The organism is Micromonospora sp. Llam0, from assembly GCF_003751085.1.
Lineage (GTDB): Bacteria > Actinomycetota > Actinomycetes > Mycobacteriales > Micromonosporaceae > Micromonospora_E.
In genome coordinates this window covers 2268688-2295247 of sequence record NZ_RJJY01000001.1, presented here as the reverse complement: position 1 = coordinate 2295247, position 26560 = coordinate 2268688, and the positions used below count along the sequence as shown (strand labels likewise).

20 protein-coding genes and 1 pseudogene are annotated in these 26560 nt (G+C 73.0%); 12 read left to right on the top strand and 9 right to left on the bottom strand.

All coding sequences use genetic code 11. The features are described from left to right. Window positions 1-17 precede the first annotated feature (17 nt). From EDC02_RS10330 to EDC02_RS10310, 5 genes are all read right to left on the bottom strand, one after another. A complete protein-coding gene (locus EDC02_RS10330) occupies window positions 18-1097 on the bottom strand; it encodes a hypothetical protein (RefSeq protein ID WP_123601748.1) in 1080 nt (359 codons plus the stop codon). A 118-nt stretch (window positions 1098-1215) separates the two neighbouring features. Continuing rightward, a complete protein-coding gene (locus EDC02_RS10325) occupies window positions 1216-1911 on the bottom strand; it encodes a hypothetical protein (RefSeq protein ID WP_123601747.1) in 696 nt (231 codons plus the stop codon). Next, window positions 1901-3004, bottom strand: coding sequence for an adenosine deaminase (locus EDC02_RS10320; RefSeq protein WP_123601746.1), 1104 nt, complete (start codon window positions 3002-3004; stop codon window positions 1901-1903). The genes EDC02_RS10325 and EDC02_RS10320 overlap by 11 nt, the downstream gene beginning before the upstream one ends. Before the next feature lie 40 nt (window positions 3005-3044). Beyond that, complete coding sequence (locus tag EDC02_RS10315) at window positions 3045-5801, bottom strand: molybdopterin-dependent oxidoreductase (protein ID WP_199757919.1); 2757 nt, start codon at window positions 5799-5801, stop codon at window positions 3045-3047. Further along, the gene (locus EDC02_RS10310) at window positions 5798-6634 is read right to left on the bottom strand and encodes an FAD binding domain-containing protein (RefSeq protein WP_123601744.1); all 837 of its coding nucleotides are present in this window, start codon (window positions 6632-6634) and stop codon (window positions 5798-5800) included. Before EDC02_RS10310 ends, EDC02_RS10315 begins: the two co-directional genes overlap by 4 nt. A 147-nt stretch (window positions 6635-6781) precedes the next feature. Between EDC02_RS10310 and EDC02_RS10305 the strand changes: the two genes are divergently transcribed. Beyond that, window positions 6782-7444, top strand: a complete 663-nt coding sequence (locus tag EDC02_RS10305; RefSeq protein ID WP_123601743.1) for a nucleotidyltransferase family protein — start codon at window positions 6782-6784, stop codon at window positions 7442-7444. Further along, window positions 7441-8697, top strand: coding sequence for an XdhC family protein (locus EDC02_RS41515; RefSeq protein ID WP_123601742.1), 1257 nt, complete (start codon window positions 7441-7443; stop codon window positions 8695-8697). Before EDC02_RS10305 ends, EDC02_RS41515 begins: the two co-directional genes overlap by 4 nt. Here the strand turns inward: EDC02_RS41515 and EDC02_RS10295 are convergent. Then, window positions 8644-10110, bottom strand: a pseudogene (locus EDC02_RS10295) (PucR family transcriptional regulator); the annotation flags it as partial. The gene EDC02_RS41515 and the pseudogene EDC02_RS10295 overlap by 54 nt on opposite strands. Window positions 10111-10265: 155 nt before the next feature. On the opposite strand from EDC02_RS10295, the gene uraH reads away from it, so the two are divergent. From uraH to alc, 7 genes are all read left to right on the top strand, one after another. Then, window positions 10266-11174, top strand: a complete 909-nt coding sequence (gene uraH / locus EDC02_RS41510) for a hydroxyisourate hydrolase (protein ID WP_233605847.1) — start codon at window positions 10266-10268, stop codon at window positions 11172-11174. Between the two features lie 4 nt (window positions 11175-11178). After that, window positions 11179-12039 carry a factor-independent urate hydroxylase gene (gene pucL / locus EDC02_RS10280; protein ID WP_123601740.1) on the top strand — a complete coding sequence of 287 codons (861 nt, stop codon included), beginning with the start codon at window positions 11179-11181 and terminating at the stop codon, window positions 12037-12039. Then, the gene (locus EDC02_RS10275; protein WP_123604686.1) at window positions 12036-13436 is read left to right on the top strand and encodes an 8-oxoguanine deaminase; all 1401 of its coding nucleotides are present in this window, start codon (window positions 12036-12038) and stop codon (window positions 13434-13436) included. The genes pucL and EDC02_RS10275 overlap by 4 nt, the downstream gene beginning before the upstream one ends. Window positions 13437-13501: 65 nt before the next feature. Continuing rightward, window positions 13502-15058, top strand: coding sequence for a malate synthase A (aceB, locus tag EDC02_RS10270; RefSeq protein ID WP_123601739.1), 1557 nt, complete (start codon window positions 13502-13504; stop codon window positions 15056-15058). After that, window positions 15058-16290 (top strand): aldolase/citrate lyase family protein, encoded by a 1233-nt coding sequence (locus EDC02_RS10265; protein WP_123601738.1) that lies wholly within the window; start codon window positions 15058-15060, stop codon window positions 16288-16290. The genes aceB and EDC02_RS10265 overlap by 1 nt, the downstream gene beginning before the upstream one ends. Beyond that, a complete protein-coding gene (allB, locus tag EDC02_RS10260; RefSeq protein ID WP_123601737.1) occupies window positions 16280-17596 on the top strand; it encodes an allantoinase AllB in 1317 nt (438 codons plus the stop codon). The genes EDC02_RS10265 and allB overlap by 11 nt, the downstream gene beginning before the upstream one ends. After that, a complete protein-coding gene (gene alc, locus EDC02_RS10255) occupies window positions 17593-18696 on the top strand; it encodes an allantoicase (protein ID WP_123601736.1) in 1104 nt (367 codons plus the stop codon). Before allB ends, alc begins: the two co-directional genes overlap by 4 nt. Window positions 18697-18773: 77 nt before the next feature. Here alc and EDC02_RS10250 read toward each other — a convergent pair whose 3' ends face one another. The 3 genes from EDC02_RS10250 to EDC02_RS10240 all read right to left on the bottom strand — a co-directional run bounded on the left by EDC02_RS10250 (window position 18774) and on the right by EDC02_RS10240 (window position 22559). After that, complete coding sequence (locus EDC02_RS10250) at window positions 18774-19361, bottom strand: hypothetical protein (protein WP_123604685.1); 588 nt, start codon at window positions 19359-19361, stop codon at window positions 18774-18776. A gap of 344 nt (window positions 19362-19705) precedes the next feature. Beyond that, window positions 19706-20698, bottom strand: a complete 993-nt coding sequence (locus EDC02_RS10245; protein WP_123604684.1) for a glycosyltransferase family 2 protein — start codon at window positions 20696-20698, stop codon at window positions 19706-19708. A gap of 28 nt (window positions 20699-20726) precedes the next feature. Then, window positions 20727-22559: a hypothetical protein gene (locus EDC02_RS10240; protein WP_370461440.1), complete on the bottom strand. Its 1833-nt coding sequence runs from the start codon at window positions 22557-22559 to the stop codon at window positions 20727-20729. Window positions 22560-22732: 173 nt separating this feature from the next. On the opposite strand from EDC02_RS10240, the gene EDC02_RS10235 reads away from it, so the two are divergent. Genes EDC02_RS10235 through EDC02_RS10225 form a run of 3 tightly spaced genes read left to right on the top strand, consistent with a single transcriptional unit; the run spans window position 22733 to window position 26508 of the window. Next, on the top strand, window positions 22733-23074 hold the full coding sequence (locus EDC02_RS10235; RefSeq protein WP_123601735.1) for a hypothetical protein: 342 nt from the start codon (window positions 22733-22735) through the stop codon (window positions 23072-23074). 41 nt (window positions 23075-23115) lie between these two features. Next, complete coding sequence (locus EDC02_RS10230; protein ID WP_123601734.1) at window positions 23116-23523, top strand: hypothetical protein; 408 nt, start codon at window positions 23116-23118, stop codon at window positions 23521-23523. A gap of 27 nt (window positions 23524-23550) precedes the next feature. Beyond that, complete coding sequence (locus EDC02_RS10225; RefSeq protein WP_123601733.1) at window positions 23551-26508, top strand: hypothetical protein; 2958 nt, start codon at window positions 23551-23553, stop codon at window positions 26506-26508. Window positions 26509-26560: the final 52 nt, after the last annotated feature.

Here is a 26560-nt window from a genome sequence, read left to right as displayed (position 1 = left end):
GCACCGCCGCCAGCCGACTACAGCAGCAGCGAACTGCGAAGATAGTTCGCGATCATGCGCAGCGGGCTGGCCCCGTCGGCCGGCCCGGTCATCCGTAGCACCAGCTGCCGGTCGATCGACCCGTCCTGCCCGCCGCGCCAGTAGGCGACCATCACCAGCCCGTGCCGCCGCTCACCGTCGACCTGCAGCGTGCTGATCTCGGCGTACGCGGTCGCGATGCCTGCCTGCAGCCATTGCTGGCTCCACGCCTCCTCGGCCTGGCGCATCGTCGCCTGCCGGTCCGGGGTGCACCGCTGTGGACAGGGCCGGACCACGACCTCGCCACCGACCTTCTGCTGCTGCTCGCCGAACGTGCCGCTGCACCGCAGGCGGCGGGTCTGCGGGTCCCGGTCGTCCGGGACGGGGGAGCAGTCCCAGCTCCACGGCACCTTGAGGACCAGACCAACGTCGGCCAGGTCGGTGTAGGTGCGGACCGTGTCCGCCGGGGTGAACTGGGGCCAGTCGGTCCGCCAGGAGCTCTCCGCCGGTGGCTCCAACCCGGGCTGATTCGGGGTGGCCAGCGGCGGCGTGCCGTCCTGCGGAATACCGCCCGGCGGGGTGTCGACCGCCCGGCTCGGCGTCGCGCTCGCCCCCGACAGCGGTGGTGACTCGTCGGACCGGTCCGGCCACCAGATGACGGCAGCGCCGGCCAGCAGGACCGCCACCACCGCCGCCCCGGCCAGCAGCGGGCGCGGTACGCGTCCGCGCGGTGGTTCGGACGGGGCGAACCGGGGCACCGGAGGGTACGCCGGTCGGTAGTCCTGGCCGAGGGCGAGGAAGATTCGCTCCGCCCCTTCGCCGGGCCCGGCACCGCAGGCTACCCAGGGCACCCGGGCGGTGAAGTTCGCGTATCGGAAGGTCGGCGCTCCCGCCGCCGGGTCGGCCAGCGCCTCGGCGGCCGAGGAGAACGCCTTCCGCCACCGGTCGTCGGCGGCCACGTCGGCGTCGAGGATCGCCACGGTGATCTGCTCGCCGTGGGGTTCCACAGCCGACCAGACGCTGCCCGCCGGACACGATCCCAGCATCTCGACGAGCTGGTACGGATCTACCGGTCGCATTCGGCCTCCCGCCCTGCGTTTGCCGAGGATCATAGCGACTCGGAGTGATACTACGGCTGCGCTGGGTAAGCGACACGGGCCCGGGGAGCCCTACGGACCTGTCCGCGCGGTCGACCGGTCAGGCAGCGGTGTCGCGCACCCATGCCTCGGCGTGCGGCCCGGCGCCGACGATCCGGAGCAACTGGACCGACTGGGCCGGATCGTCCACCGTGACGAAGTAGGAGTTACCCCGCCGCACGTGCTGGTGCACGGCCAGACCGAGCGCGTCACCCGCCTGGGTCAGCGCGGTCAACGCAGCCGGATCCGGCACCCGGACCCGGACCTGGCTGCGACGGCGGGAGCCGTTGGCGACCAGCAGCGCCGCCCGCCACATCGTCCGGGCGGCCGGCGTACGCAGACCCGGCCGGGCGTGCGGGCCGACCTGCTCGGCGGCCGTCTGCCACAGCCGCGCGAGCCAGCCGAGCACCTCGTCGGCCCGACCGCTGGGGACGAGTACGTCGAACCGGTCCCGGTCGTCGCGTCCGCTCATCCGAGCGGTGGTGGCGATCCGTACCCCGGGGAACTCACCGTCGACCACGGTGGCGACCCGGTGGGCGAGCGCCGGGTAGGCGGTGCTGACCAGACTGACCAGCCCGGAGCGCCGCTGCCAGGGCACCGGCCGCAGCAGATGGGTCACGGTGGCGGTTTCCACTCTGGGTAGCCGGTCGGCCGGGACCGCTGCGGCGACCGCGTCGAGCAGCCTGCGGTGTGGGATGGCGCCCCACCGGCCGGCGGTCGCACCGCCGCACCGGCGGGGTTGGGCGTCAACCGACACGGTCGACCTCCTCGTTCTCGACGAGGGGCCGGTACGCGGGCTTGATGACGTCGTCGATGACCGCCAGCCGCTCGTCGAACGGGATGAACGCACTCTTCATCGCGTTCACCGTCAACCACCGCAACTCCGACCACCCCCACCCGAACGCCTCCACCAACAACCACATCTCCCGCGACATCGACGTCCCACTCATCAACCGGTTGTCCGTGTTCACCGTCACCCGAAACCGCAGATCACGCAACAACCCCACCGGATGCTCACCGATCGAACCCACCGCACCCGTCTGCACATTCGACGACGGACACAACTCCAACGGAATCCGCTTGTCCCGCACATACGACGCCAACCGCCCCAACCGCACCCCACCCCCACCCACCTCGATGTCATCCACGATCCGCACCCCATGCCCCAACCGATCCGCACCACACCACTGAATCGCCTGCCAGATCGACGGCAACCCGAACGCCTCACCCGCATGAATCGTGAAATGAAAATTCTCCCGCTGCAGAAACTCGAACGCGTCCAGATGCCGCGTCGGCGGAAAACCCGCCTCCGCACCCGCGATATCGAACCCCACCACCCCCACATCCCGGTACCGCACCGCCAACTCCGCGATCTCCTGCGACCGCGCCGCATGCCGCATCGCCGTCAACAACGTCCCCACCCGGATCACCCGACCCGCCCGGGCCGCCTCCGCACACCCCGCCGCGAACCCCGCCAACACCGCCTCCACCACCTGACCCAACCCCAACCCCCGGGACAGATGCTGCTCCGGCGCGAACCGCACCTCCGCGTACACCACCCCGTCCGCCGCCAGATCCACCGCACACTCCGCCGCCACCCGGAACAACCCCGCCTCCGTCTGCATCACCGCCACCGTGTGCGCAAACGTCTCCAGATAACGCTCCAACGACCCCGAATCCGCCGCCGACACGAACCACCGACCCAACTCCGACGGATCCGTCACCGGCAGCACATGACCCACCTCGTCCGCCAACTCCACCACCGTCGCCGGCCGCAACCCACCATCCAGATGGTCGTGCAGCAACACCTTCGGCGCCCGAACGATCTCCGCCAACGAAACAGCCACCATACGAATCTATTCTTCCTTCAGTCGTTACTCGCCGATGTCGTTACTCGCCGTCGGCCCGGCCGCGCTGCAGCCGGTCCCACACCCGGTCGGAGGTGAACGGCAGATCGGTGAAGCGGATCCCGGTCGCGTCCCGCAACGCGTTCGCCAGCGCGGCGGCCACCGGATTGAACGGGCTCTCACTCATCGACTTCGCGCCCGCCGGCCCGAGCGGGTCGCTGGTGCGGGCGAACAGCACCTCGGTGAGCGGCACGTCGGCGTAGGTCGGCAGGTGGTAGCTGCGGAAGTCGTCGGTCACCACCCGACCGTGGTCGTCGATGTCCACATGTTCGGCGAGGGCGGCACCGAGAGCCTGCGCCACCCCACCCTCCACCTGCCCCCGGCACTGCATCGGATTGAGTACGGTGCCGGCGTCCGCGCTGTGCACGCTGCGCAGGATCCGGATCTCCCCGCTGTCCGGGTCGACCGCCACCCGGAACCAGTGCGCGTCGAAGGCCACCGAGCGGTGCGCCCCGTCGGCGTGCCCGTCGGCGGTGAGCGGCCGGCCGGCCGCCGACGCGGCCCGGGCCAGGTCGACCAGATCGACCCGCCGGCCGGCGCACCGCACCGCCGCCCCGTCCAGCCGGCAGTCCCGCCGGTCGACGCCGGTCGCCCGTGCGGCGGCGTCGACCAGCACGTCCCGCAGCGCGAGCGCGGCGCGCTGGGCGGCGGTGCCAGCCACCACGGTGCCGGTCGAGGCGAACGCGCCCGTGTCGTGACCGACCAGTGCGGTGTCCGACTGCCGGATCCGTACCCGGTCCACGGTGGTGGTCAGCGCGTCGGCGACCAACTGCCGGTGCACGGTGGTCGACCCGTTGCCGAACTCGGCCATCCCGATGTCCAGCTGGTAGCCGCCGTCGGCGTCGAGGGTGACCCGGGCCCGGCCGTGGTGACCGCCCGGTGGTCCGGTGGCGATCATCGCCACCGCCATGCCGTCGCCGACCAGCCAGCCGGCTGCGGCATCCTCCTGCCAGGTCTCGGTCCGGGCCCGCTGGATCAGCTCCAGGCACTGGTCCAGGCCGTAGCTGTGCACCCGTACGGTGTCGTCGTGCCCGACCGGGGTGACCAGCGGATCCTGCGGGCCGATCACGTTGCGGGCCCGGAACGCGACCGGATCGAACCCGAGCCGGCGGGCCAGCTCGTCCACGGCGGACTCCACCGCGAACGACACCTGACCCAGTCCGTAGCCGCGGAACGCGCCGGCCGGAACCGTGTTGGTGTAGACCGACCAGCCGTCGACCTGCTTGTTCGGGCACTTGTAGAGGGCCACCGACTCGCTGCAGCCGTGGGCCAGCACCGCCGGGCCGTGGTTGCCGTACGCGCCGGTGTCCGCGACGACGTGCAGCCGGATCGCGGTCAGCGTGCCGTCGCGGCGCCCCGCCACCGTCACCCGGGTCCGGAACGGATGCCGGGTGGTCGCCGCAGTGAACTGTTCGGCCCTGGTGAACTCCAGTTTCACCGGTCGCCCGGTGCGCAGCGCGGCCAGCGCTGTCACGTCCTCGACGAGCATCTCCTGCTTGCCGCCGAATCCGCCGCCGACCCGGCCGGCGACCACCCGGACCTTCTCGGCCGGCAGGCCGAACAGCCGGGCCAGCGCCCGTCGGGTCAGGTACGGCGTCTGGGTGCTGGACCGTACGGTCAGCCCGCCGTCCGGCTCCGGCCAGGCGACCGCCCCGTGCGTCTCCAGGTGAGCGTGCTGCACCCGTTGGGTGCGAAACGTCGTGGTGTAGACCTCGTCGGCGTCGGCCAGCGCCCGGTCGACGTCGCCGATCTCACCGTGCACCTCACCGGCCACGTTGTCCGCCGGCCGGGCGATGCCGCTGACCGCCGGATCCAGGTCGTGCAGGACCGGCGCGCCCGGCAGCATCGCCGCCGCCGGGTCGAACACCGCCGGCAGCGGCTGGTAGCTGACCCGGACCAGGGCGGCGGCCGTCTCGGCGGCCGCCTCGGTCTCGGCGACCACCGCCGCCACCCGCTGCCCGACGAAGCGGACCACGTCGTCGAGGAGCCGGGTGTCGGCCGGGTCCTCGCGCGGGTTCTCATGCTGCGCCGTCGAGTAGCGCCGGTCGGGGCAGTCATGGTGGGTGAGTACCGCCAGCACCCCGGGGACCCGCATCGCGTCGTCGGTGTCGACGTCGACGATCCGTGCGTGCGGCACCGTCGAGCGGACCAGCTTCAGATGGGTCAGCCCGGGAACGTCGACGTCGAAGGTGAACCGGGCGGTGCCGGTGACGATCTGCCGGGCGGCCGGGGCGGCCACGTTGCCGCCGACCGCTGGGCCGCCGGGGCCGCCGTCGGTGCCATCGGTGGTGCCGACGGCGGGGTCGGCCACGTGCCGTACCCCGTCGAGCGCGTCGCGGATCGCCCGGTAGCCGGTGCACCGGCACAGGTTGCCCTTCAGCGCGCGCGGCAGGTCGCCGCGCTGGGTCTCGTCGAGCGCGGCGACCGTCATCACCAGCCCGGCGGTGCAGAACCCGCACTGGAATCCCTGCGCGTCGAGAAACCGCTGCTGCACCGGGTGCAGTGTGTCGCCGTCGGCCAGTCCCTCGACGGTGGTCACCGACCGGCCGTCGGCCCGCACCGCCGGGTAGACACAGCTGTGCACCGGGACGCCGTCGACGTGCACGGTGCACGCTCCGCAGTCCCCGGCGTCGCAGCCCTTCTTCACGCCGTACCAGCCCTGCTCGCGTAGGAACGTGCGCAGGCACTGGCCGGCGGCGGGCTCCCCGGCGGCGGCGGTGCCGTTCACCACGACGCTCACCGGCTGCACTCTCCGTCGGTGCCGGCTGCGGCCAGTTCGGCCCGGACCTGGTCGGCCATCCGCAGCGTGCGGTGCCGCCGCCAGTGCGGCAGGCCGTGCACGTCGTCGACCCAGCCGGCGGCCGCGCATCCGGCGTCCACCCGGTCCAGCAACTCGGACCCGGTCGGCGCCGCCGGCAGCGACAGCACCACCGGGCGGCGGGTGGCCGCGGTCACCGACATCGTCCACCCGCCGGTGTCCTGGTCGACCGAGCCGATGACCAGCGCCGCCGACCGGCCGTGCCGGAACAGCGACGCCCGGCGCATCGCGTACCGGGCCCGGGCGGCAGCCGCCGGTAGCCGGACGCTGCGCAGGTACTCGCCGGTGTCGAGCACCGTCGTACCGACGTCGCGGATGAACCCGTCGGCGGGCACCCGGCGCTGCCCGCCGGCCAGATCGGTGAGCAGGTACTCGGCCCGGGTCGCCACCGCCAGTGACGTCATCGGACCGGCCGGCAGCGCCGCGCAGATGTTGCCGCCGACGGTCGCCACGTTCCAGATCTTGCGGGAGGCGAGGAACGCGTCGCAGCAGCCGGCGGCCAGCTCCGTCACCCGGTTCCAGCCGGGCGGCGGGGCGAACCGGGCGAGTTCGGCGATGGTGCAGGTGGCGGCGATCTCCAGCCCGTCGTCGTCGACCCGGATCGACGGCCAGCGCAGCCGGGTCAGGTCACGCAGCCGGCGCACCCCGGGCTGAGGTTGCGAGAACAGGTAGCTGCCGCCGGCGAGCCAGCGGTCGCCGGGGCGCCAGGCGTCGCCGTCGGCGGCGATCACGTCGGAGACGGTATGCAGATCCACAGTCCGCATCGTCCGATGCCGCCGCCGGCCCGGACAATGACGGCGGAACACAATCCCTACCCGCCGATCAGCCTGGTGGTTGGACGAACCTACAAGGCGTACCGGGGCGCCTTGACCGGGTGATCAGCCGCTGCCCATCGTTGACGAATGCTTGCCGGAATCGTCCTCGCCGCCGGTGCCGGCCGCCGCTACGGTCGGCCCAAGGCGCTGGTCCGTCTCAACGGGACCCTGTTGGTGTCCCGGGCCGTCGAGACGCTGCGCTCGGCCGGCTGCCGGCCGGTGATCGTCGTGCTCGGCGCGGCCGCCGACGTGGTGCGTGAGCGTGCCGACCTGGCCGGTGCCGTGCCGGCGGTCAACCCGGACTGGGCCACCGGGATGGGTTCGTCGTTGCGGGTCGGCCTGGCGGCCGCAGCCGCCGGCCCGGCGGACGCCGCGGCCGTCCTGCTGGTCGACATGCCGGGGATCGGTCCGGCGGCGGTGCGCCGGGTGGCGGCCGGCGCCGACCGGCGGACGCTGGCCGCGGCCAGCTACGCCGACGGGCGGCCGGGGCATCCGGTGGTGCTGGGCCGAGAGCACTGGACGGCGGTGGCGGCGTCGGCGAACGGCGACACCGGTGCCCGCGACTATCTGCGGGCCCACCCCGACCAGCTGCGTCTGGTGCCCTGCGGCGACGTGGGCGACCCGACCGACCTGGACCGGCCCGGCGACCTGGACCGGCTCGCCTTCCCCGATCGGCTCAGCGACCCCGATCGGCTCAGCGCGGGAGGCGGGCCCGGCGGCGCCTCGGCCCGGACGGCGGCGACCGGATGAACGGGCCGGTCCTCGACGAGGCGATGCGCTGGTGGTACGCCGGTGAGCAGGTGGCCGTCGCGACGGTGACCGCCACCGCCGGTAGCGCACCCCGGCCACCGGGCACCAGTATGCTCGTCGCCCCGGACGGTACGGTCACCGGAAGCGTCTCGGCCGGTTGCGTCGAGGCCGCCATCTTCCAGCTGTGCCGTACCGTGCTGGACACCGGCGAGGGGCGGCTGGCGCGCTTCGGCGACACCGGCGACGAACTCTTCGAGCCCGGGCTGACCTGCGGCGGCACCATCGAGGTGTACGTGCAGCGGGTGGACCGCGACAGCGTGCCGCAGCTGGACCGGCTGCACGCGGCGACCCGGGCCGCCCGCCCGGTCGCGGTGGTCACCTGCCTGACCGGGCCGCCGGCCAGCCGGGGTCGTTGGCTGCTGGTCGGCGCCGACGGTTGGTGGGGTTCGCTCGGCGGGCCGACGCTGGACGCGGCGGCTGTCCGGGCCGCCCGGGCGGCGCTGGAGACCGGGCGGACCACGCTCGCCCGGCCCGCCGCCGGCACCACCCTGCTTATCCGCGGCATGCTGCCGCCGCCCCGGATGATCATTTGCGGGGCGACCGATTTCACCGCCGCGCTCGCCCGGCAGGGCCGGTTCCTCGGCTACCGGGTGACGGTCTGCGACGCCCGGGCGGTCTTCACCACCCGGCAGAGGTTTCCGGACGCCGACGACGTGGTCGTCGACTGGCCGCACCGCTACCTGAGCGCCGAGGCCGCCGCCGGTCGGGTCGACCCGCGTACGGTGCTCTGCGTACTCACCCACGACCCGAAGTTCGACGTACCGCTGCTGCGGACCGCCCTCGACCTGCCGCTGGCCTACATCGGGGCGATGGGGTCGCGGCGCGCCGCCGCCGACCGGGCGGCCCGGCTACGTGCCGTCGGGGTGCCGCCGGCCGCGTTGGCTCGGCTGTCCGCGCCGATCGGGCTGGACCTGGGGGCGGTGACCCCGGAGGAGACCGCGGTCAGCATCGCCGCCGAGATCGTCGCGGCCCGCAGCGGCCGCGACGGCGGACGGCTGACCGCAGGCCGGGGCTCGATCCACGCCGCGGTGTACGGGCCAGCGGCACACGGGCCTGCGGCGCACGGGTCAGCCGGCGGTGAGCCGCAACGCCAGGAAGAAGTCCACCCGGTCCTCGAACCGGCCGAGGTCCCGGCCGGTCAACTGCTCTATCCGGCCGATCCGGTACCGCAACGTGTTGACGTGCACATGTAGCCGTTGCGCGCAGCGGCTCCACGATCCGTCACAGTCGAGAAAAGCCGACAGCGTACGCAGCAGGTCGGCATGGTGCGCCCGGTCGTACTCCTCGACCGGCCCGAGCAGCCGGCCGCGGAACCCCTGCCGGGTGCCGGCCGGCACCCCGGCCAGCAGCAGTGAATGCGACGCCAGGTCACCGGCGGCCACCACACTGACCGGGCCGGTCGCGGTGCCGGTGGCGGACCGGTGCGCGTGCAGCGCCTCCTCGACCGCCCCGCCCAGCCCGGCGGCGCCCACGCCGGCGTCGGAGACGCCCAGGATGAGCCGGCCGCCGCGCAGCCCCGGCGCCATCCGGTCGGCGGCGGCGACCAGCGCCGAACCGATGGTGCCGGCGGCCTGCGGAGCCAGCGCCAGCACGGCGAGCGCCCCCGAGGGCAGGTCAGGTTCGAGGACGGCGACCGCCCGGTCGGGCGCCAACCGGCTGAGGAACTCGTCGACCACGGCGACGGTCAGCGTCGCCGGCGCGCGCATCCCGTCCAGCGTGGCGGCGACCGCGACGAACGTGGCGTCCGGGTCGAGCCGGGCGGCCAGCAGCGCGGCCCGCAGCCCGGCGAGGTCCCCCGGCGCCCGCAGCGCCGTCCGCAGCTGGTCGGCCAGCCGCGCCTCGACCCGGGCGGCCTCGTCCAGGTGCGCCCGTTCCAGCGCCACCACGCTGGTCAGCTCGTCGACTGTGCCGGGCAGCGTGTCGAGCGCGCCCCGGCAGGCCACCAACCAGGCCGCCAGCCGGTGCTCGGCCCGGCCGGGCACCCCGAACACGGAGAACCGCTCGCCGTCGACCGTCACCGTCGCGGGCAGCCGCTGCGCGGTCAGGAAGGCGCGGCTCAGCGCCTCGGCGACCGGATCGGCCAGCTCTGCCGTGCCGGCAACCACCCGGCCGCTGGTGGTCAACGTCCAGCAGTCGGTGTCGATCGCCGCGGCGACGGTCGGCAGCAGATCGGTCAGCCGGGCGCCGGCGGCCATCGCGGCGACCAGTCCACGCTGCCGGCCCAGCACCGCCGCCAGCGAGCTGGCCCGCTGCGCCCACAGGGTCGGGTGAACGTCGTCGATGATGTCGCGGAACGACACGTCGGCCGGCACCTCGAACAGCGGCAGCCGGTGCCGGCGGCAGGCGGCGACCAGGTCGCGGGGCACACTGCCGTGCAGCGCCTCACCGGCGCCCAGCGCGGTCACCCCGGCGGCGGCCAGCGCCGCGACGAAGACTTCGGAGTCGGCCGGCCCCCGATGCCACATCAGGCCGGTGAGCACCAGGTCTGCGGTGGCCACGTAGCGGCCCGGGTCGGGCAGGTCGATGACGTTGACCCGGCCGACGGTGCGGTCCCGACCGTCGTCGCCGGTCAGCGGCACCAGCTTCAGGTGGGCCTTGTCGAGCACGTCGGCCAGCAGCACAGGGGTCGCCTCCGGTCACGGTGATTGGATGAACCTCCAAAAACCGTACGGTGACGATGTTTCGTCTTTGGTCCCTGCGCCGCTACCGGCCGGCTCGTCGCAACTGCTTGACTGCTGCTGCCCAGCGAAAGGGGACCGGATTGGACCGCGGACTCGACGTGTTCAACACGCTGCCCGCCGATGACGTGCGGGAACTGCTGCTCAGCTGCTGCGCCGCGCCCGGCTGGGCCGCCGCGGTGACGGCCGGCCGGCCGTACGCCGACCGGGCGGCGCTGACCGTCGCCGCGCGGGCGCGGATCGGTGCGCTGCCCTGGCCGGAGGTGGTCGACGCGGTCGCCGCCCACCCGCGGATCGGTCGGCCGCCCACCGGCACCGGCCGGGACGCCGAGTGGTCCCGTCGCGAGCAGGCGGCGGCGACGGCCGCTTCCACCACCGACAGCTCCGGCTCCGGCGGCTCCACCACCGGTGGCTCCGGCGCCGACGTCGCGGCCGACCTGACGGCCGCCAACGACGCCTACGAGCAGCGGTTCGGGTACCGCTTCCTGATCTTCGCGAACGGCCGCGGCGCCGCCGAACTGGTGGCCGCCGCCCGACAGCGGCTGCACCACGACCCGGACACCGAGCAGGGCGTGGTCCGCACCGAGCTCGGCGACATCGCCGCGCTGCGCCTGGGCCGGCTGGTCGACGACCTCGCCGGGCCGGCGCCGCTGTCCCGGCCGGCGCCGCTGTCCAGCCACGTGCTGGACACCACCACCGGCACCCCGGCGGCCGGCATCACCGTGCGACTCGACGCCGCCGACCCGGCCGACGGCTGGCGCACCGTCGCCACCGGACACACCGACGCCGACGGTCGGCTGCGGGACTGGGTGCCGGGCGCCAGCTGGGCCGTCGGTACCTACCGGCTGGTGTTCGACGTGGCCGACCGGCTCGGGGCGGACGCCTTCTACACCGAGATCCCGGTGGTGTTCACCGTCCACGACGCCGCCCGCCCCCACCACGTACCGCTGCTGCTGAGCCCGTACGGCTACACCACCTACCGAGGGAGCTGACCGGATGGGAATCGTTCTGGGGCCGAACCGGTACGGCAAGGCGCAGACCCGGGTGGTCCGGGTGGACCGCGACGGCGACCGGCACACCCTGTGCGACCTCAACGTCTCCGTCGCGCTCGCCGGTGACCTCGCCGCCACCCACCTCACCGGCGACAACAGCCAGGTGCTGCCGACCGACACGCAGAAGAACACGGTGTACGCGTTCGCCCGTCGGCACGGCATCGCCAGCGCCGAGGAGTTCGGCCTGCTGCTGGCCCGGCACTTCGTGGACAGCCAGCCCGGCATCACCCGGGCCCGCGTCGACATCGAGCAGTACGACTGGCGACGGCTCGGGCCGCACTCGTTCGAACGCGACGGCGGGTCCACCCGTACCGCTGCGGTCCGCTACGACGGCGACCGGGCGGAGGTGACCGCCGGCCTGTCCGACCTGGTCCTGCTCAACTCCACCGACTCGGAGTTCCGGGGCTACGTCGTCGACCCGTACACCACCCTGCCGGAGACCGACGACCGGATCCTCGCCACCGCCGTCGACGCCCGGTGGCGCTACGCCGGCACCGCGCCGCCCGGCGGCTTCGACGCCGCCCACGCGGCGGTACGGCAGGCGCTGGTCGACGCGTTCGTGGGCACCTACAGCCGGTCCCTGCAGCAGACGCTGTACGCGATGGGTGAGCGGGTGCTGACCGACCGGCCCGACGTGGTGGAAGTGCGGCTGGCCCTGCCGAACAAGCACCACCTGCTGGTCGACCTGAGCCCGTTCGGCCTGGACAACCCGAACAGCGTCTTCGTCGCCGCCGACCGGCCGTACGGGCTGATCGAGGGCACCGTCACCCGCGACGACGCGCCGCCGGAGCTGGGGCAGTGGTGACCGTCGTCACCGGCGCCGCCGTCGCGACGGTCGACGCCGCCGGCACCGAGCACCGCGACGGGCATCTCGTCGTCGGCGACGACGGCCGGATCGCCGCCGTCGGACCCGGTGACGTGCCCGCCGGTCTGCTCGACACACTCACCGGCGGGGACCGGCACCGGGTACGCCGGATCGACGGCACCGGCTGCCTGGCCACCCCCGGCCTGGTCAACACCCACCACCACCTCTACCAGTGGGCCACCCGTGGCCTGGCCCAGCAGCAGAACCTGTTCGGCTGGCTGACCACCCTCTACCCGGTCTGGTCCCGGATCGACGCCGACACGGTGCACGCCGCCGCCGCGGCCAACCTCGGCTGGCTGGCGCTGTCCGGCTGCACCACCAGCACCGACCACCACTACGTCTTCCCCCGTGACGCCGGCGACCTGTTCGCCGCCGAGATCGCCGCCGCGCGCCGGATCGGGCTGCGGTTCCAGCCCTGCCGGGGCTCGATGGACCTTGGCCGGTCGGCCGGTGGCCTGCCACCGGACTCCACCGTGGAGGACACCGACGCGGCGCTGGCCGCCACCGAGGCGGCGATCGACCGCTGGCACGACCCGGCGCCGGAGTCGATGCTGCGGGTCGCCGTCGCCCCCTGCTCGCCGTTCTCGGTCACCCCCCGGCTGATGCGCGAGTCGGCCGAGCTGGCCCGCCGCCGGGGGGTCCGGCTGCACACCCACCTCGCCGAGACCGTCGAGGAGGAGGAGTACTGCCGGACCACGCACGGCTGCACCCCGGTGCAGTACGCCGAACAGCTCGGCTGGCTCGGCGACGACGTGTGGCTGGCGCACGGAGTCCACCTCGACGACGCGGCGGTGGCCCGGCTCGGCGCCACCGGAACCGGCGTCGCACACTGTCCCAGCTCGAACGCCCGGCTCGGCGCCGGCACCGCCCGGGTGAGCGACCTGCTCGCCGCCGGCGTACCGGTCGGCCTGGGCGTCGACGGCGCCGCCAGCCAGGAGGTCGGCCACCTCGGTGCGGAGCTGCGCCAGTCGCTGTACGCGGCCCGGCTGCGCGGCGGACCCGCCGCGCTGACCGCCCGCGACGCCCTCGCGCTGGGCACCATCGGCGGCGCGCGCTGCCTGGGCCGGGCCGCCGAGATCGGCTCGCTGGAGGTGGGCAAACTCGCCGACGTCGCGCTGTGGCGGGTCGACGGGCTGGGCCACGCCGGCATCGACGACCCGGTCGCCGCGCTGGTGCTCGGCCCACCCGCCCCGGTGGAGCTGCTGCTGGTCGGCGGCCGGCCGGTCGTCGAACGCGGCGAGCTGCGGACCGCCGACGCCGTCGACCTGGCCCGCGAGGCCGCCCGTACGCACCGGACCCTGATGTCCCCGGTCCCGTCGAACAGGAGTGACCTTTGATACCCCGCAGCCAGGTCGACCCGCCGCCTTCCGCCGCGACCGTTTCGGCCCCGGCCGGCCAGTCGGTGGCCACCGGGGACGTGCTGACCGGCGACGCGGTGGCGTTCCTCACCGGACTGCACCGCCGGTTCGCCGGCCGGCGGGCCGAGCTGCTCGCCGCCCGTGGTCGCCGCCGGGCCGACATCGCCCGCACCGGACGGCTGGACTTCCGTGCCGACACCGCGCAGGTGCGGGCCGGCAGCTGGACGGTGCTGCCGCCCCCGCCCGACCTGGCCGATCGGCGGGTGGAGATCACCGGGCCCACCGACCGGAAGATGACCGTCAACGCGTTGAACTCCGGTGCCCGGGTGTGGCTGGCCGACCTGGAGGACGCGAACACCCCGCACTGGGCGAACGTGGTCGACGGGCAACGCAACCTCGCCGACGCCGTGCGGCGCACCATCGAGCTGCGGACCGCGACGAAGACGTACCGGCTCGGCCCCGGGCCGTACCCGACGATCGTGGTCCGGCCCCGTGGCTGGCACCTCGACGAACGGCACCTCGTCTTCGACGGCGCGCCGGCCGTCGGCGCGCTGGTCGACGCCGGCCTGTACCTGTTCCACAACGCCGCCGAACTGCTGCGTCGGGGCAGCGGCCCCTACCTCTACCTGGCCAAGACGGAGAGCCACGAGGAGGCCGTGCTGTGGCACGACGTGTTCGTCCACGTCGAGCAGGCGCTCGGCCTACCGGCCGCAAGCATCCGGGCCACCGTGCTGATCGAGACGATCACCGCGGCGTTCGAGATGGACGAGATCCTGTGGGCGCTCGGCCCGTACGCCGCCGGACTCAACGCCGGCCGGTGGGACTACCTGTTCAGCATCATCAAGAACTTCCGTGACGCCGGTGGGCGGTTCGTGCTGCCGGACCGGGCGGCGGTCACCATGACCGCGCCGTTCATGCGGGCCTACACCGAACTGCTGGTCGCCACCTGCCACCGGCGCGGCGCGATGGCGATCGGCGGCATGTCGGCGTTCATCCCCAACCGGCGGGACGCCGACGTCACCGCCCGCGCCGTCGACCAGGTCCGGGCCGACAAGCGGCGGGAGGCCGCCGACGGCTTCGACGGGTCCTGGGTGGCCCACCCTGACCTGGTGCCGGTCTGCCGCGAGGTGTTCGACGAGGTCCTCGGCGACCGGCCCAACCAGCTCGACCGGCAGCGCCCGGACGTGTCGGTCACCGCCGCGCAGCTGCTGGACGTCGCCGCCACCGGCGGTGCCGTCACCGAGGCCGGGCTGCGCGCGAACGTCGCCGTCGCGGTGCGCTACCTGGAGGCCTGGCTACGCGGCAACGGCGCGGTGGCGATCGACAACCTGATGGAGGACGCGGCCACCGCCGAGATCTCCCGGTCGCAGATCTGGCAGTGGATCCGCAACGGGGTACGGCTGCCCGACGGCACCCTGGTGACCGCCGACCTGGTCCGGGCCATCGGTGACGCCGAGCTCGCCGCGATCCGCGCCGAGCTGACCGAACCGGACTGGACGGCGAGCCGGTTCCCGCAGGCCCGGGCGTTGTTCGAGGAGGTCGCCCTCGGTGCCGACTACGTCGACTTCCTGACCCTGCCGGCGTACCGGCTGATCGACTGATGGCCCGGCTCGATCCGGCGGTGTACGCCGCGTTGGACGACCGGCTCGCCGGCGTCGACGCCGCGCTGCGGGCCCGCTACCCGGGCGAGACGCCGGGGCGCCAGCCGGTGCACACCGTGTACGTGCCCGCCGACCGGATCACCGCCGACCTGGTGCCGACCTGGGGCGCGGCGGCGTTGGCCGCGCTGGACGCACACCCGCCGGCACCGTACCCGGCCGAGCTGGACCGACGGGTACGCGCCAAACTGGCCCGCGAGCCGGTCGAGGACCTACGCATCGACGTCGAGGACGGGTACGGCGTACGCGACGACGCCACTGAGGACGCCGACCTGCGGGCGGCGGCGCGCGCGCTGACCGAGGCACGGGCTGCCGGCGTCGGCCCACCCCGGGTCGGGGTGCGGATCAAGTGCCTGGAGGCGGCCACCCGGCGACGGGCGGTCCGCAGCCTCGACCTTTTTCTGGACGCCTGCGCTGGGCCGCCCGACGGCTTCGTGGCCACCCTGCCGAAGGTGAGCCACCCGGCCCAGGTCGCCGCGATGGTCGACGTCTGCGCCCGGCTGGAGCAGGCGTACGGGCTGGTGGACGGGGTACTGCGGTTCGAAATCCAGATCGAGACCCCGGCGGCGGTGCTGGCGGGCGACGGCACCGCGACCGTCGCCCGGCTGATAGGTGAGTCAGCCGGACGGTGTGCCGGACTACACTTCGGCACCTACGACTACGGAACCGCCTGCGGCGTCGCCGCCGATTACCTGAGTATGGACCACCCAAGTTCCGACCACGCGAAAGCCGTCATGCAGGTGGCCGCCGCCGGCACCGGCGTACCGGTCAGCGACGGGTCCACCAACATCCTGCCGGTCGGCGACACCGCGACCGTGCGGTCCGCCTGGCAGCGCCACGCCGAGCTGGTTCGCAGATCTCTGGAACGTGGCTTCTACCAGGGCTGGGACCTGCACCCGCACCAGCTGCCGACCCGGTTCGCCACGACCTACGCGTTCTACCGTGCCGGCCGGACGCAGACCGTCCGGCGGCTCGACGCCTACCTCGCCCGCCGGTCCGGCGGAATCCTCGACGAGCCGGCGACCGCCCGGGCGCTGGCCCGTTTCCTGCTGCGTGGGCTGGACTGCGGCGCTGTCGACCCGGCCGACGCCGGTTTCGACCGCACCGTCCTGACCACCCTGGCCGCCCACCTGCCGACCGCGTCCGGTGAGGAGCCCACCGACCATGCCCGTTGATCTGGTACTGCGGTCCCGCCGCACGGTGCTGCCCGACGGCGAGCGTCCGGCCGCCATCGCCGTCGGCGACGGCCGGATCGTCGCCGTCGCCGACTACCAGGAGCATGTGCCGGCGACGGTCGACAGCGACCTCGGCAACGTCGCGCTGCTGCCCGGACTCGTCGACACCCACGTGCACGTCAACGAACCCGGCCGTACCGAATGGGAAGGGTTCGCCACCGCCACCCTGGCCGCCGCCTCCGGCGGCGTCACCACCATCGTCGACATGCCGTTGAACAGCCTGCCGCCGACCGTCGACCCGGCCGCGCTGGCCGTCAAACGGCGGGCCGCCGCCGGGCAGTGCCACGTCGACGTCGGCTTCTGGGGCGGCGCGGTCCCCGGCAACCAGCAGGTGATGCCCGAGCTGTACGCCGCCGGGGTCTTCGGGTTCAAGGCGTTCCTCGCCGACTCCGGGGTGCCGGAGTTCCCCCCACTGGACACCGGTCAGCTCGCCGCCGCGTTGGCTGCCGTACCCGCCCTGTTCGTGGTGCACGCCGAACAACCCGACCAGCTCACCGCCGCCGCCTCCTCGACCCGCTACCGGGACTTCCTCGCCAGCCGGCCGCCGGCCGCCGAGATCGAGGCGGTCACGGCCGCCATCGACGTCGCCCGTCGGGCCGGCGCCCGGCTGCACATCCTGCACCTGTCCGCCGCCGCCGCGGTGCCGGTGCTGGCCGCTGCCCGGCGGGCCGGGGTGCCGGTCAGCGCCGAGACCTGCCCGCACTACCTGACCCTGGCCGCCGAGGAGATCCCGGACGGCGCCACCGAGTTCAAATGCTGCCCGCCGATCCGGCAACGCGACAACCAGGACGCGCTGTGGGCAGCCCTGGCCGACGGCACCATCTCGTGCGTGGTCTCCGACCATTCCCCCTGTCCGCCGGCGCTGAAGGCGCCCGACACCGGAGACTTCGCCGCCGCCTGGGGAGGCATCGCCTCGGTGCAGATGGGGCTGCCGGCGGTCTGGACCGAGGCCCGTCGGCGCGGGTTCGGCCTCGGCGACGTGGTCCGGTGGATGTGCCAGGGCCCGGCTGACCTGGTGGGGCTGCCCACCAAGGGCCGGCTCACGGTCGGCGCCGACGCCGACCTGGTCGCCTTCGACCCGGCACCGAGCTACCACGTCGACCCCGGCCGGCTGCGGCAACGGCATCCAATCACCCCGTACGCCGGACGGCGCCTGACCGGCATCGTCCGGGCCACCTGGCTGCGCGGCGCACCGGTCACCCCGGATGCGCCGCGCGGCCGCCTCATCGCGAGAGGGGACAGATGACCGGTAGCCACGCGTCCACGCCACCGCCCGACCTGCCGGACGGGCCCGACCCGACCCGGCTGCCCGACCTGGCGTCCCGTGCGCTCGGCGGGGGAGTGGTCGCCGCCAACGACGAGTTCTTCGCCGCCGCCGACAACCTGGTCGACCCGCGCCCGCCGGTCTTCGCCGCCGGCACCTTCGGGGCGAAGGGCCAGGTGTACGACGGTTGGGAGACCCGCCGCCGCCGCCAACCCGGCGCGGACCACGCCGTCGTCCGGCTCGGTGCCCCGGGCGTGGTCCGGGCCGTGCTGATCGACACCGCGCACTTCACCGGCAACTACCCGCCGTACGCGGCGGTGGACGGTTGCTCACTCGACGGGTATCCCGGCCCGCAGGATCTCGCCGCGGCGCGATGGACCCCACTGGTGCCGCGCACCGCACTGGCCGGGGACAGCCAGCTGATCGTCCCGGTCGACGTGCCGGCACGGCAGACCCACGTACGGTTGACGATCTTTCCCGACGGCGGGGTCGCCCGGCTGCGGGTGTTCGGCGAGCCGGTGCCCGACCCGGATCTGCTGACCGAGGTCCTCGACCTCGCCGCGGTCGAGCACGGGGGCCGGGTCGAGGCGTGCAGCGACCGGTTCTACGGCTCTCCGCAGCAGCTGCTGCTGCCCGGTCCGGCCCGCACGATGGGCGAGGGCTGGGAGACCGCCCGCCGTCGCGACGACGGCAACGACTGGGTCCAGGTGCGGCTCTGCGCCGCCGGCGTCGTCGAGTTCGTCGAGCTGGACACCAGCCACTTCAAGGGCAACGCGCCGGCGGCGGCCCGGCTGCTCGGCACCGACCTGACCAGCACCGACCTGACCGGCACCGACCCGGTCGCTGGCGGCCGTGGCACCAGGGTCGGCTCCACCGACTGGCCGGAGCTGCTGCCGTTGACCACATTGCGACCGGACACCCGGCACCGTTTCCGACTGGACCGGCCCCGTCCGGTCAGCCACGTCCGGCTGGACATCCATCCCGACGGCGGGATGGCCCGGCTGCGCCTGTTCGGCCGGCTCACCACCGCCGGTGCCGCAGAACTCGCCGGCCGGTACCGGACGGCGGTGGCGGCCGGCTGACCTGGCCGGGGCATGCGTCGAGGGCCGGACCCCGGGTACGGGGTCCGGCCCTTCGACTTGGGCTTCTGGTGTTCGGGTCAGCTGTTCCAGTGCTGGGCGACGAGTTCGGCGGCCTGGGTCTCCCACTGGGCGTAGTGGTCCGGGTACGCCGACACCTGCACCGCCTGGGCGGCCTCGGTCAGCGGCATGTCCTGCCAGCCGTCGACGGCCTTGAGCCCGTCGAGGAACGCGGTGGTGGAGTACTCCACGTCGGTGATCTGCTCGACCGTGCCCCAGCCGGAGGAGGGGCGCTGCTGGAACAGGCCCTGCGAGTCGTGGTCGTTGCGGTCCCCGAGGTGGCCGAGGTTCTCCAGCTTGGACTCCTGCAGGGCGGTGGCGATGGCGACCACGGCGGCCCGCTCGTCCATGCCGGCCTTCTTGGTGGCGGCGATGATGCCCTTGACGTTGTCGGTCTGCTCGCCGGACAGGGTGATCCGGGACTGCTCGCCCCGCACACCGTGCGGGGTCAGCGTGCCGGTGTCGACGCCGCTGCTGGCGGCGGCGGACACGGGTGCGGCCAGGGCGGTGGGGGCGTGGTCGGCGGCCAGGGCGGGGGCGGCGATCGCGCCGCCGGCCAGGGTCAGACCGGCGATGCCGAGGGCGGTGTTGCGCAGGCTGGTGCGCAGGGTACGGGTGATGATCGTGGTCATGGGGGGTCCACCTTCCGTTTTCCGAGGGGGCACACCCGTCACGGGCGGGTGGGTGCGCGGTAAACGGTCATCCGGGTGGTACGGAGTCAGGCGCGGGCGCGGGTGCGCTGCCGCGCGCCGTGACCATGTACAACCACGCCGGCCCGTCGACGATTCCCGACCGGGTCCACCGACCCGATCCACTGACCGGGCTGCCCGGCCGGGCCGAAGCCTGGCGGCCGTCTGGCGGCCGCAGGCCGGAGCCTGGCGGCGGCCGGCCGTGGCGCCGGAGTGGGCCGGCTTGGGTGGCGCTACCATGTACAACGACGGTGCCGGCCGGATCATTCCGCGTCGGCCGGCGGGCCAGGGACGGTCGGCTCCCGCCGGGGCATCGGCACCTGCGGCGTACCACCGGCCCCGTCGGACTCCATGACCAGGTAGCGGGGTCGGCGCTTCGTCTCGTAGTAGATCCGGCCGATGTACTCGCCGATCACGCCGAGGATCATCATCTGGATGCCGCCGAGACCGATGACACTGACGATGATCGTGGTGTAGCCGGGGGCGTCGATTCCCCGGATCAGCGCCGCCGCGACCACCCAGGCCGCGTACGCCACGGCGACGAACGTGAGTCCCATGCCGGCGTAGATCGCCGACCGTAGCGGCCGGTCGTTGAACGACAGCAGCCCGTCGAACGCGTAGTTCAACAAGGATCGAAAACTCCAGCGGCTGCCACCGTCGGCGCGGGCCTCGTTCGGGTACGCGAACACCACCGTGTTGAAGCCGATCCACGAGTACAGGCCCTTGGAGAAGCGGTTGTACTCGGGCATGGCCCGCAGCGCGTCGACCGCCCGGCGGGACAACAGCCGGAAGTCGCCCGCACCGTCGAGTAGCTGCACGTCCACCCAGCGGTTCATCAGCCGGTAGAACGTCCGAGACGCGACGGTACGGACGAACCGGTCACCTCGTCGGTCACGGCACGCGATGACCTGGTCGTACCCCTGCCGGTACAGGGCGACCATGTCGGGCAGTAGGCGCGGTGGGTGTTGCAGGTCGGCGTCCATCACGATGACGGCGTCCCCGCTGGCCCGGTCCAACCCGGCTAGCATCGCCGACTCCTTGCCGAAGTTGCGGCTCAGCGCGAGGTACCGGACGGCCGGGTCGGCGGCGGCCAGCCGGCGCAACTCGGCCAAGGTGCCGTCGGTGCTGCCGTCGTCGACGAAGACGTATTCGACCTCGACGTCGCCGAGCGCCGTGACTGCGGCGGTGACCGCCGCGTGCAGCCGGCTCAGTGAGGCGTCCTCGTTGAAGCAGGGCACCACGACCGACAGCCGCAGCGGCCGGCCGCCCGCTGGACCGGGACGGTCAGTCGAGCCGGTAGACGAGGACACCGTCGATCTCCTCACGGGTGATGCCCAACCCGTCGACCGGACGCTGCGTCACACCCTCCCACGGCGTCCCGATCAGCCGGTCCGGCATCACCAGCACCGTACGTACCCCCAGGTCACGCAGGTATCCGACGCTCGCCGGGTCGGGGAAGAACGCGGTGACCGCCCGGGTCTGCTCCTGGCTGGCCGGGACGAAACCGGCCAGGCCGTTGGCGACCTGCGGGAAGTCTCCCTCGGTGGTCCACAGCATCACGTTCAACTCGAACGCGCCGGCGTCGCTGGGCAGCACCAGCACCGGTCCGGTGACCTGCTCCCAGGCGGCCGGTGGGGTCGGCACCTGCGGGTGGGCGGTCTGGTTCATCCCCTCGACCACCACCAGCGCCAGCGGGATCACCAGGACGGCCCCGGCTGCCTGCCGCGACCACTTCGGCCAGCCGGCGGCTGCCCGGCGCAGCGCGGCGGCCGCGGCGGTGAGCGTTCCGGCGGCCAGCACCGCGAGCAGCAGGCTGGTCCAGATCATCATTCGCCCCGGGGTCCGCAGCGCGTCCCAGCCCGGCAGGTGCTTGGACAGCGTCAGGTAGCCGGGGTCGCCGTCGCCGCCGAGCGTGGCGCCGAGGGCGAGCAGCGCCGTGCCGATGACTCCGGCGGCGAGCGCCACCCGGTGCCGGATCCGCAACGATGAGACGATCAGGCCGGCGGCGGCCAGGGCGATCAGCGTCACCCCGGGCAGCAGGGTCATCTCCGGCGGCCAGAAGATCTGCTCCCGGGTGGCGGCGTGCCGTTCTCCCCACAGCCAGGACTCGGCGGGTGCGGTGATCAGGCCGACCACCGGCGGGGAGAACATCTCGGTCCAGGCCAGGCTCCGCTCCGCCTGCGGGTTGAGCTCGACGACGCGGAAGTAGGCCGCCGCGATCGCGAGGGTGACCGCGCCGAAGATCACCCCGCCGACGGCGTCGGCGACGAGTAGCCGTCGGCCGAACGGTGGCCGGCGGCGGTGTCGCCACCAGGAGATCCCGTAGCCGCCGGCGGCGACGATCCCGGCGGCGAGCAGGAAGTAGACCAGCGGCAGTCCGATGCCGAAGCCGAGGCTGATCTGCCAGGCGGCGACCAGCCAGCCGGCGAGGGCCCAGCCCGGTCTGCGCCGTTCGGGGCGGTAGCCGTGCCGCAGCGACCAGCCGTGGCCACGGGCGAGCATCGCCAGGCACAGCGCGATCCCGCCGGTGGAGAGGATGTTCATGTGCCCGGAGTGGGCCAACCGCCAGGGGGCGAAGGCCCACGCGACCCCGGCCACCGCCGCGCCGATCCGGCCCGCGCCGAGCTGCCGGATCAGGGCGTACGCGCCGATGAACGCCAACGCGTACAGCAGCACGTACAGGATGTTGTAGCGGATCAGCGCGGCTTCGAAGCCGGAGCCGATCATCCCGGCCGGTGCGTAGCCGAGCAGGGTGTCGCTGTAGACGTAGGTGTAGCGCTCAGGGAAGAACGTGTTGGAGTGCCAGAGCCCGGTCGGGTCGGTCAACAGCGCGTGCCCGCCCCAGGCCACCTGCCAGGCCTGCAGGGTGGGGTCGGCGATGTCGCCGGGGATGGTGCTGGCCGGGTGTCGCAGGGTGGGCCAGGTCAGCACTACTGCGAGGAGCAGTCCGCCGAGTACGGCCAAGGTCCATTCGTGCCGCAGGAACCGCCACAGCGGGGGCTGTGGGGCGGACGGGCGGTCTTGAGCGGTCTCCACGAGGATCGATGATCTCAAATCAGGACGTGGGCTGTCGAACCCGCCCGTCACCTGTCGGGCCGGATCTGGTCCGCTGATCATGGCCACACTCGGTGACCCCGCGCAAGTCCGGCCGGACCTGCGAATCTAGGGATTCCGCTATTGCTGCTGTCGGCCTCAGTCGCGACGCTGACTCCAGCGGATGCTGTGCAGCCGGGTTCCGTCGTGCAGTCGGCGGTGTGGACCCGGTGTCGACAGAGAGGTGGGGCCGGACGGTGAATGGGAACTTCAACAAGGAGGACGCCGGGTTCGCCACCGCGATCGCGGCGTTGGACGACCACGTCAGCAGCATGATCGTCGCCGGGCAGACCGCGTACCGGATCCAGGGTGAGATCCGGGCGACCTACCAGGCAGGCTCCAGCTCGGTCTTCCAGGCGAAGCTCGACGAGTGGATCAGCGCGTACAACAATGTGATGATCAAGTTTCAGGATCTCGGCGAGAAGACCGGCTTCGTCGGCCAGATCATCGACGCAGGCGAGGACAACGCCGGCGTCACGGGTGCCAGCTGGGACACCGACGACGGGATCTACGACATCCTCGCACCGGTCGGCCGCTGACCCGGTACCCGGCGGAAGCCTGAGCAGCGGGAGTCTGAGCCGTGGCCGAAGAGACCTTCACCGTCACCGAACAGTATCTCAGCGGTACCGTCCGGGAACGCTTCGAGGAGTTCCTGGCCGAAGCGAGGGGCAACGACGACGTACGGCGGCTGCTGGCCTACACCGGGGAACCGCCCGCGCCGGCCGACCTCGCACCGTTCACCATCCTGCTGGCCGGCAACGAGCGGGTGATGACCGAGGTCGGTCAGGTGGAGACGAACTTCAAGGCGATGGCCGACGGTGCGAAGGGCAACATCGAGGCCCTGTTCACCATCATCGAGAAGTTGCGTGACGACTTCCTGCAGGTCAAGGAGACGCTCGACGTCGGTGCCGAGGACGCGTTGACCGAGGCCCAGATGCTCGACCTGGTGCGTGAGGTCTGGCAGCCGACGCCGAGCCTGTACCGGTAACCGCCGAGCGGGCGGGAGGCGACTCAGGTGCCCGAGGGCAGCGTTCCAGCGACCGACCAGAAGTGGGAGCTGGCGAACTCACTGTTCGTGCCGTCGGACGCGGAGATCGCCTACCGCGATGCCGTCGCGGGCCCGGAATCGCCGAAGTGGGTGACCGGCGGCGACGCGTTTGTCATCAACTACGCGCCGCCGACCGCCTCCCGTGGCCTCACCTACAAGGACCTGAACGCCTACGCGGTCTTCTTCTTCGCTGGCGAGGGCGTTCAGCACCGGTCGATCCCGCCCAACGGCTCGCAGTACGGGCTCAGCAGCACCACGTACGACCCGGACGACTATGTCGTCGCTGGCGTCAAGATCGACGACCAGGTTCTGTCGATGCCGAAGGACAGCCCGATTCGGCGTTTCGAGCGGTTGTTCATCTCGCTGACCCCGCTGATCAACTACAATCCGGCCGCCAACGACGTCGCGTCCCGGCGGACCTTCTGGAACACCGAGCCGGTCCTCGTCGGCGTCGGCAAGTGGGCCGAGCACTGGGCGGGAGAGTTCAAGCGGTACGCCGAGGAGTTGAACGTCGACGCCGCCCACTGGGAAGGGTCGGCGGCCGGTCAGTTCTCCGCGCTGCTGCGGGAGTTCGAAAAGCTGCTACGTGACGTGCACAGTGAGATCAACCCGGGCAGCGGCACGTCTGTGCCGCGTGCCATCGGTGACGGTGTGCTGGCCATGGAGAAGGCCCTCAACGACCTGTACGACGGGCACAGCGCCTTCTACACCTCCGACGGGATGTGGCAGCCCTCGTACCACGTGTTCGACGCGTTGCACGACCACTACGACGGGGTCGACAACCTGGTCCGGATCGAGGACGACAAACCGGTCTTCAAAGAGGAGCGGTACGACCCGCGCAGTCAGGCGATGTGGGACGCCGTGGACGCCGAGGCGAAGAGGCGTTGGCTGAACCGGGTGACCGAGCTTCTCGACCCGGTCGGGACGACCGTGCTCAACAACATCCGTACCCAGTACGGCACCTCCGCCGAGGTGTTCGCCGACGCGAAGTTCGACCCCGAGGTCCGGCTCGTTCCGCCGACCGGCAGCGGTTCCGGCGGTGGCAACGGCCAGGGCGAGATCGATCGGCTCCAGGAGGACTACGAGAAGACCATCGACGATCTGGTCGAGGACTACGAGAAGATCATCGACGATCTCCAGAACGACCTGCGGTCGCAAAAGGAGGAGTTCGAGGAGATCCTGGCGCAGAACAACGACGACAACCGCGAAGCGATGCAGAAGATGGAGGACGACTACGACCGGATCATCAACGATCTGCAGGACGATCTGCGGGCGCAGAAGGAGTCGTACGACGAGATCATCAACGGCATGGGCGATGATCAACGCAACGCCGTCACCAACATGCAGGAGGACTACGAGCGGGTCATCGACGGGCTTCAGAACGACCTGACCTCGCAGAAGGAGGACTACGAGAACCTCCTCGGCGGGGGCGCGGGCGGGCCGCAGCAGTTCGCCACCGTCAACCCCGGCCCGGTCCTGCTGTCACCCACCCAGTCCTTTCAGCCGCCCCGCGGCGACGGATCGCCGCAGCTGCAGTACCCGGAGGGGACCGTGCTCGGTCCGGACGGTCGTCCGGTGCTCGACGCGGACGGCGCCGGGGTTCTTCTGCCACCCGGCTCCCGGATCGGCCCGGACGGCACCGTCACCGGTCCGGACGGCCAGCCGGTACGCGACACCGACGGGGCACCCGTGCTGGTGCCACCCGGATCCTCGATCGTGACCGACCCGCCCCGCAGCCCGTCCCAGGCCGGCCGGCTCGAACCCCCCGCTGGCGGGTTCGACACCCTGCCGCCTGACCTGCAGACCCCCTGGGACCTGGCGCAGGACCGCAACCCGATGTGGCTGGTGCCGGGCAGCGACGGGGGACTGAACCTGGTCGGCCCGGACGGGACGCAGCGGTCCGTCGGCGGCCTGGAGCTGGTGCCGGACGGTCGGGGCGGCTACGACCTGGTCACCGACGGCGGCACCCGGACACCGGTCGGTGACTTCGACCTCGCGCCGGGCGACAGCGACGGGGTGCGGCTGCTGCCCAACGGCGACGGCGGCGTCGACCTGGTGAGTCCGGACGGGACCCGCCGTACGGTCGACGGACTGGAGCTGGTGCCGGACGGCGAGGGCGGCTACGACCTGGTCACCGACGGCGGCACCCGCACCCCGGTGGACTGGCTGACCCCGGGTGGCGGCGTCTCCCCGCCCGGGACGGTCGTCCCGCCGAACCTGCCGCCGCCGAGCCCGACTCCCCGCCCCGACCTGGTCGGCGGCCGTGACGACTTCAGCCTGGACACCCCCCGCCCCGACCCGGGGGCGCTACTGCCGCCGTCCGGGTCCGGCACGGTGATCCCGCCGTCCGGACCCGGCACCCTGCTGCCCGCCGCTGGCGACGGGGTCGTCGACCCCCCAGGCGGGACCGCTGGCGACCAGCCGTCCGCCCAGTCCCCGACAGCCCCGACCGCTGCGGCGGGCGCCGGGCTCGGCCCGGTGGGTGCCGCCGGCAACCCGGCCGGCGAGGGCGGCTACCCGCCCTATATGCCACCGCCCGGTGGTGCCGGTGGCGGCGGTGGTGGCGGCCAGGACCAGCCGCGTAGCCGCACCCCGTACCCGCTGCGTGAGGACATCGACCAGGCCCGCAGCAAGGCCGGCCGGCGCAAGGGCGACGAGCCGCGCGGCTGGCCGTGGGAACCGACCGAGCCGGTCGAGGAACAGCCGGTGTCGGCCGAGGACATCGTGAACGTGCTGGCCGGCAACCCGCAGCGGTCGGCGGCCACCGCCCGGACCGCCAAGGACGCCGCCAGTGACCTGCCGGTCGGCGACGCCCGCGAAGCAGGACTGGCCGCGACCCGGGTGCCGACGATGGAGGACACGATCCGGGGCGAGGAGAACACCTGGGGCGCCGACTCGGCCGCCAGCGGTGAGGCCACCCGCTGACCGCCAGCGATCAGCCTTCGCCGATCAGGCACGATCGACCTTCGTCGACCAC

Coding starts and splice junctions, on each gene's coding strand:
- EDC02_RS10305 (WP_123601743.1), top strand. CDS start 6,782: ATGCTTGCCGGAATCGTCCTCGCCGCCGGTGCCGGCCGCCGCTACGGT.
- EDC02_RS10330 (WP_123601748.1), bottom strand. CDS start 1,097: ATGCGACCGGTAGATCCGTACCAGCTCGTCGAGATGCTGGGATCGTGT.
- allB (WP_123601737.1), top strand. CDS start 16,280: ATGCCCGTTGATCTGGTACTGCGGTCCCGCCGCACGGTGCTGCCCGAC.
- alc (WP_123601736.1), top strand. CDS start 17,593: ATGACCGGTAGCCACGCGTCCACGCCACCGCCCGACCTGCCGGACGGG.
- pucL (WP_123601740.1), top strand. CDS start 11,179: ATGGGAATCGTTCTGGGGCCGAACCGGTACGGCAAGGCGCAGACCCGG.
- EDC02_RS41515 (WP_123601742.1), top strand. CDS start 7,441: ATGAACGGGCCGGTCCTCGACGAGGCGATGCGCTGGTGGTACGCCGGT.
- EDC02_RS10320 (WP_123601746.1), bottom strand. CDS start 3,004: ATGGTGGCTGTTTCGTTGGCGGAGATCGTTCGGGCGCCGAAGGTGTTG.
- EDC02_RS10265 (WP_123601738.1), top strand. CDS start 15,058: ATGGCCCGGCTCGATCCGGCGGTGTACGCCGCGTTGGACGACCGGCTC.
- EDC02_RS10240 (WP_370461440.1), bottom strand. CDS start 22,559: ATGATCAGCGGACCAGATCCGGCCCGACAGGTGACGGGCGGGTTCGAC.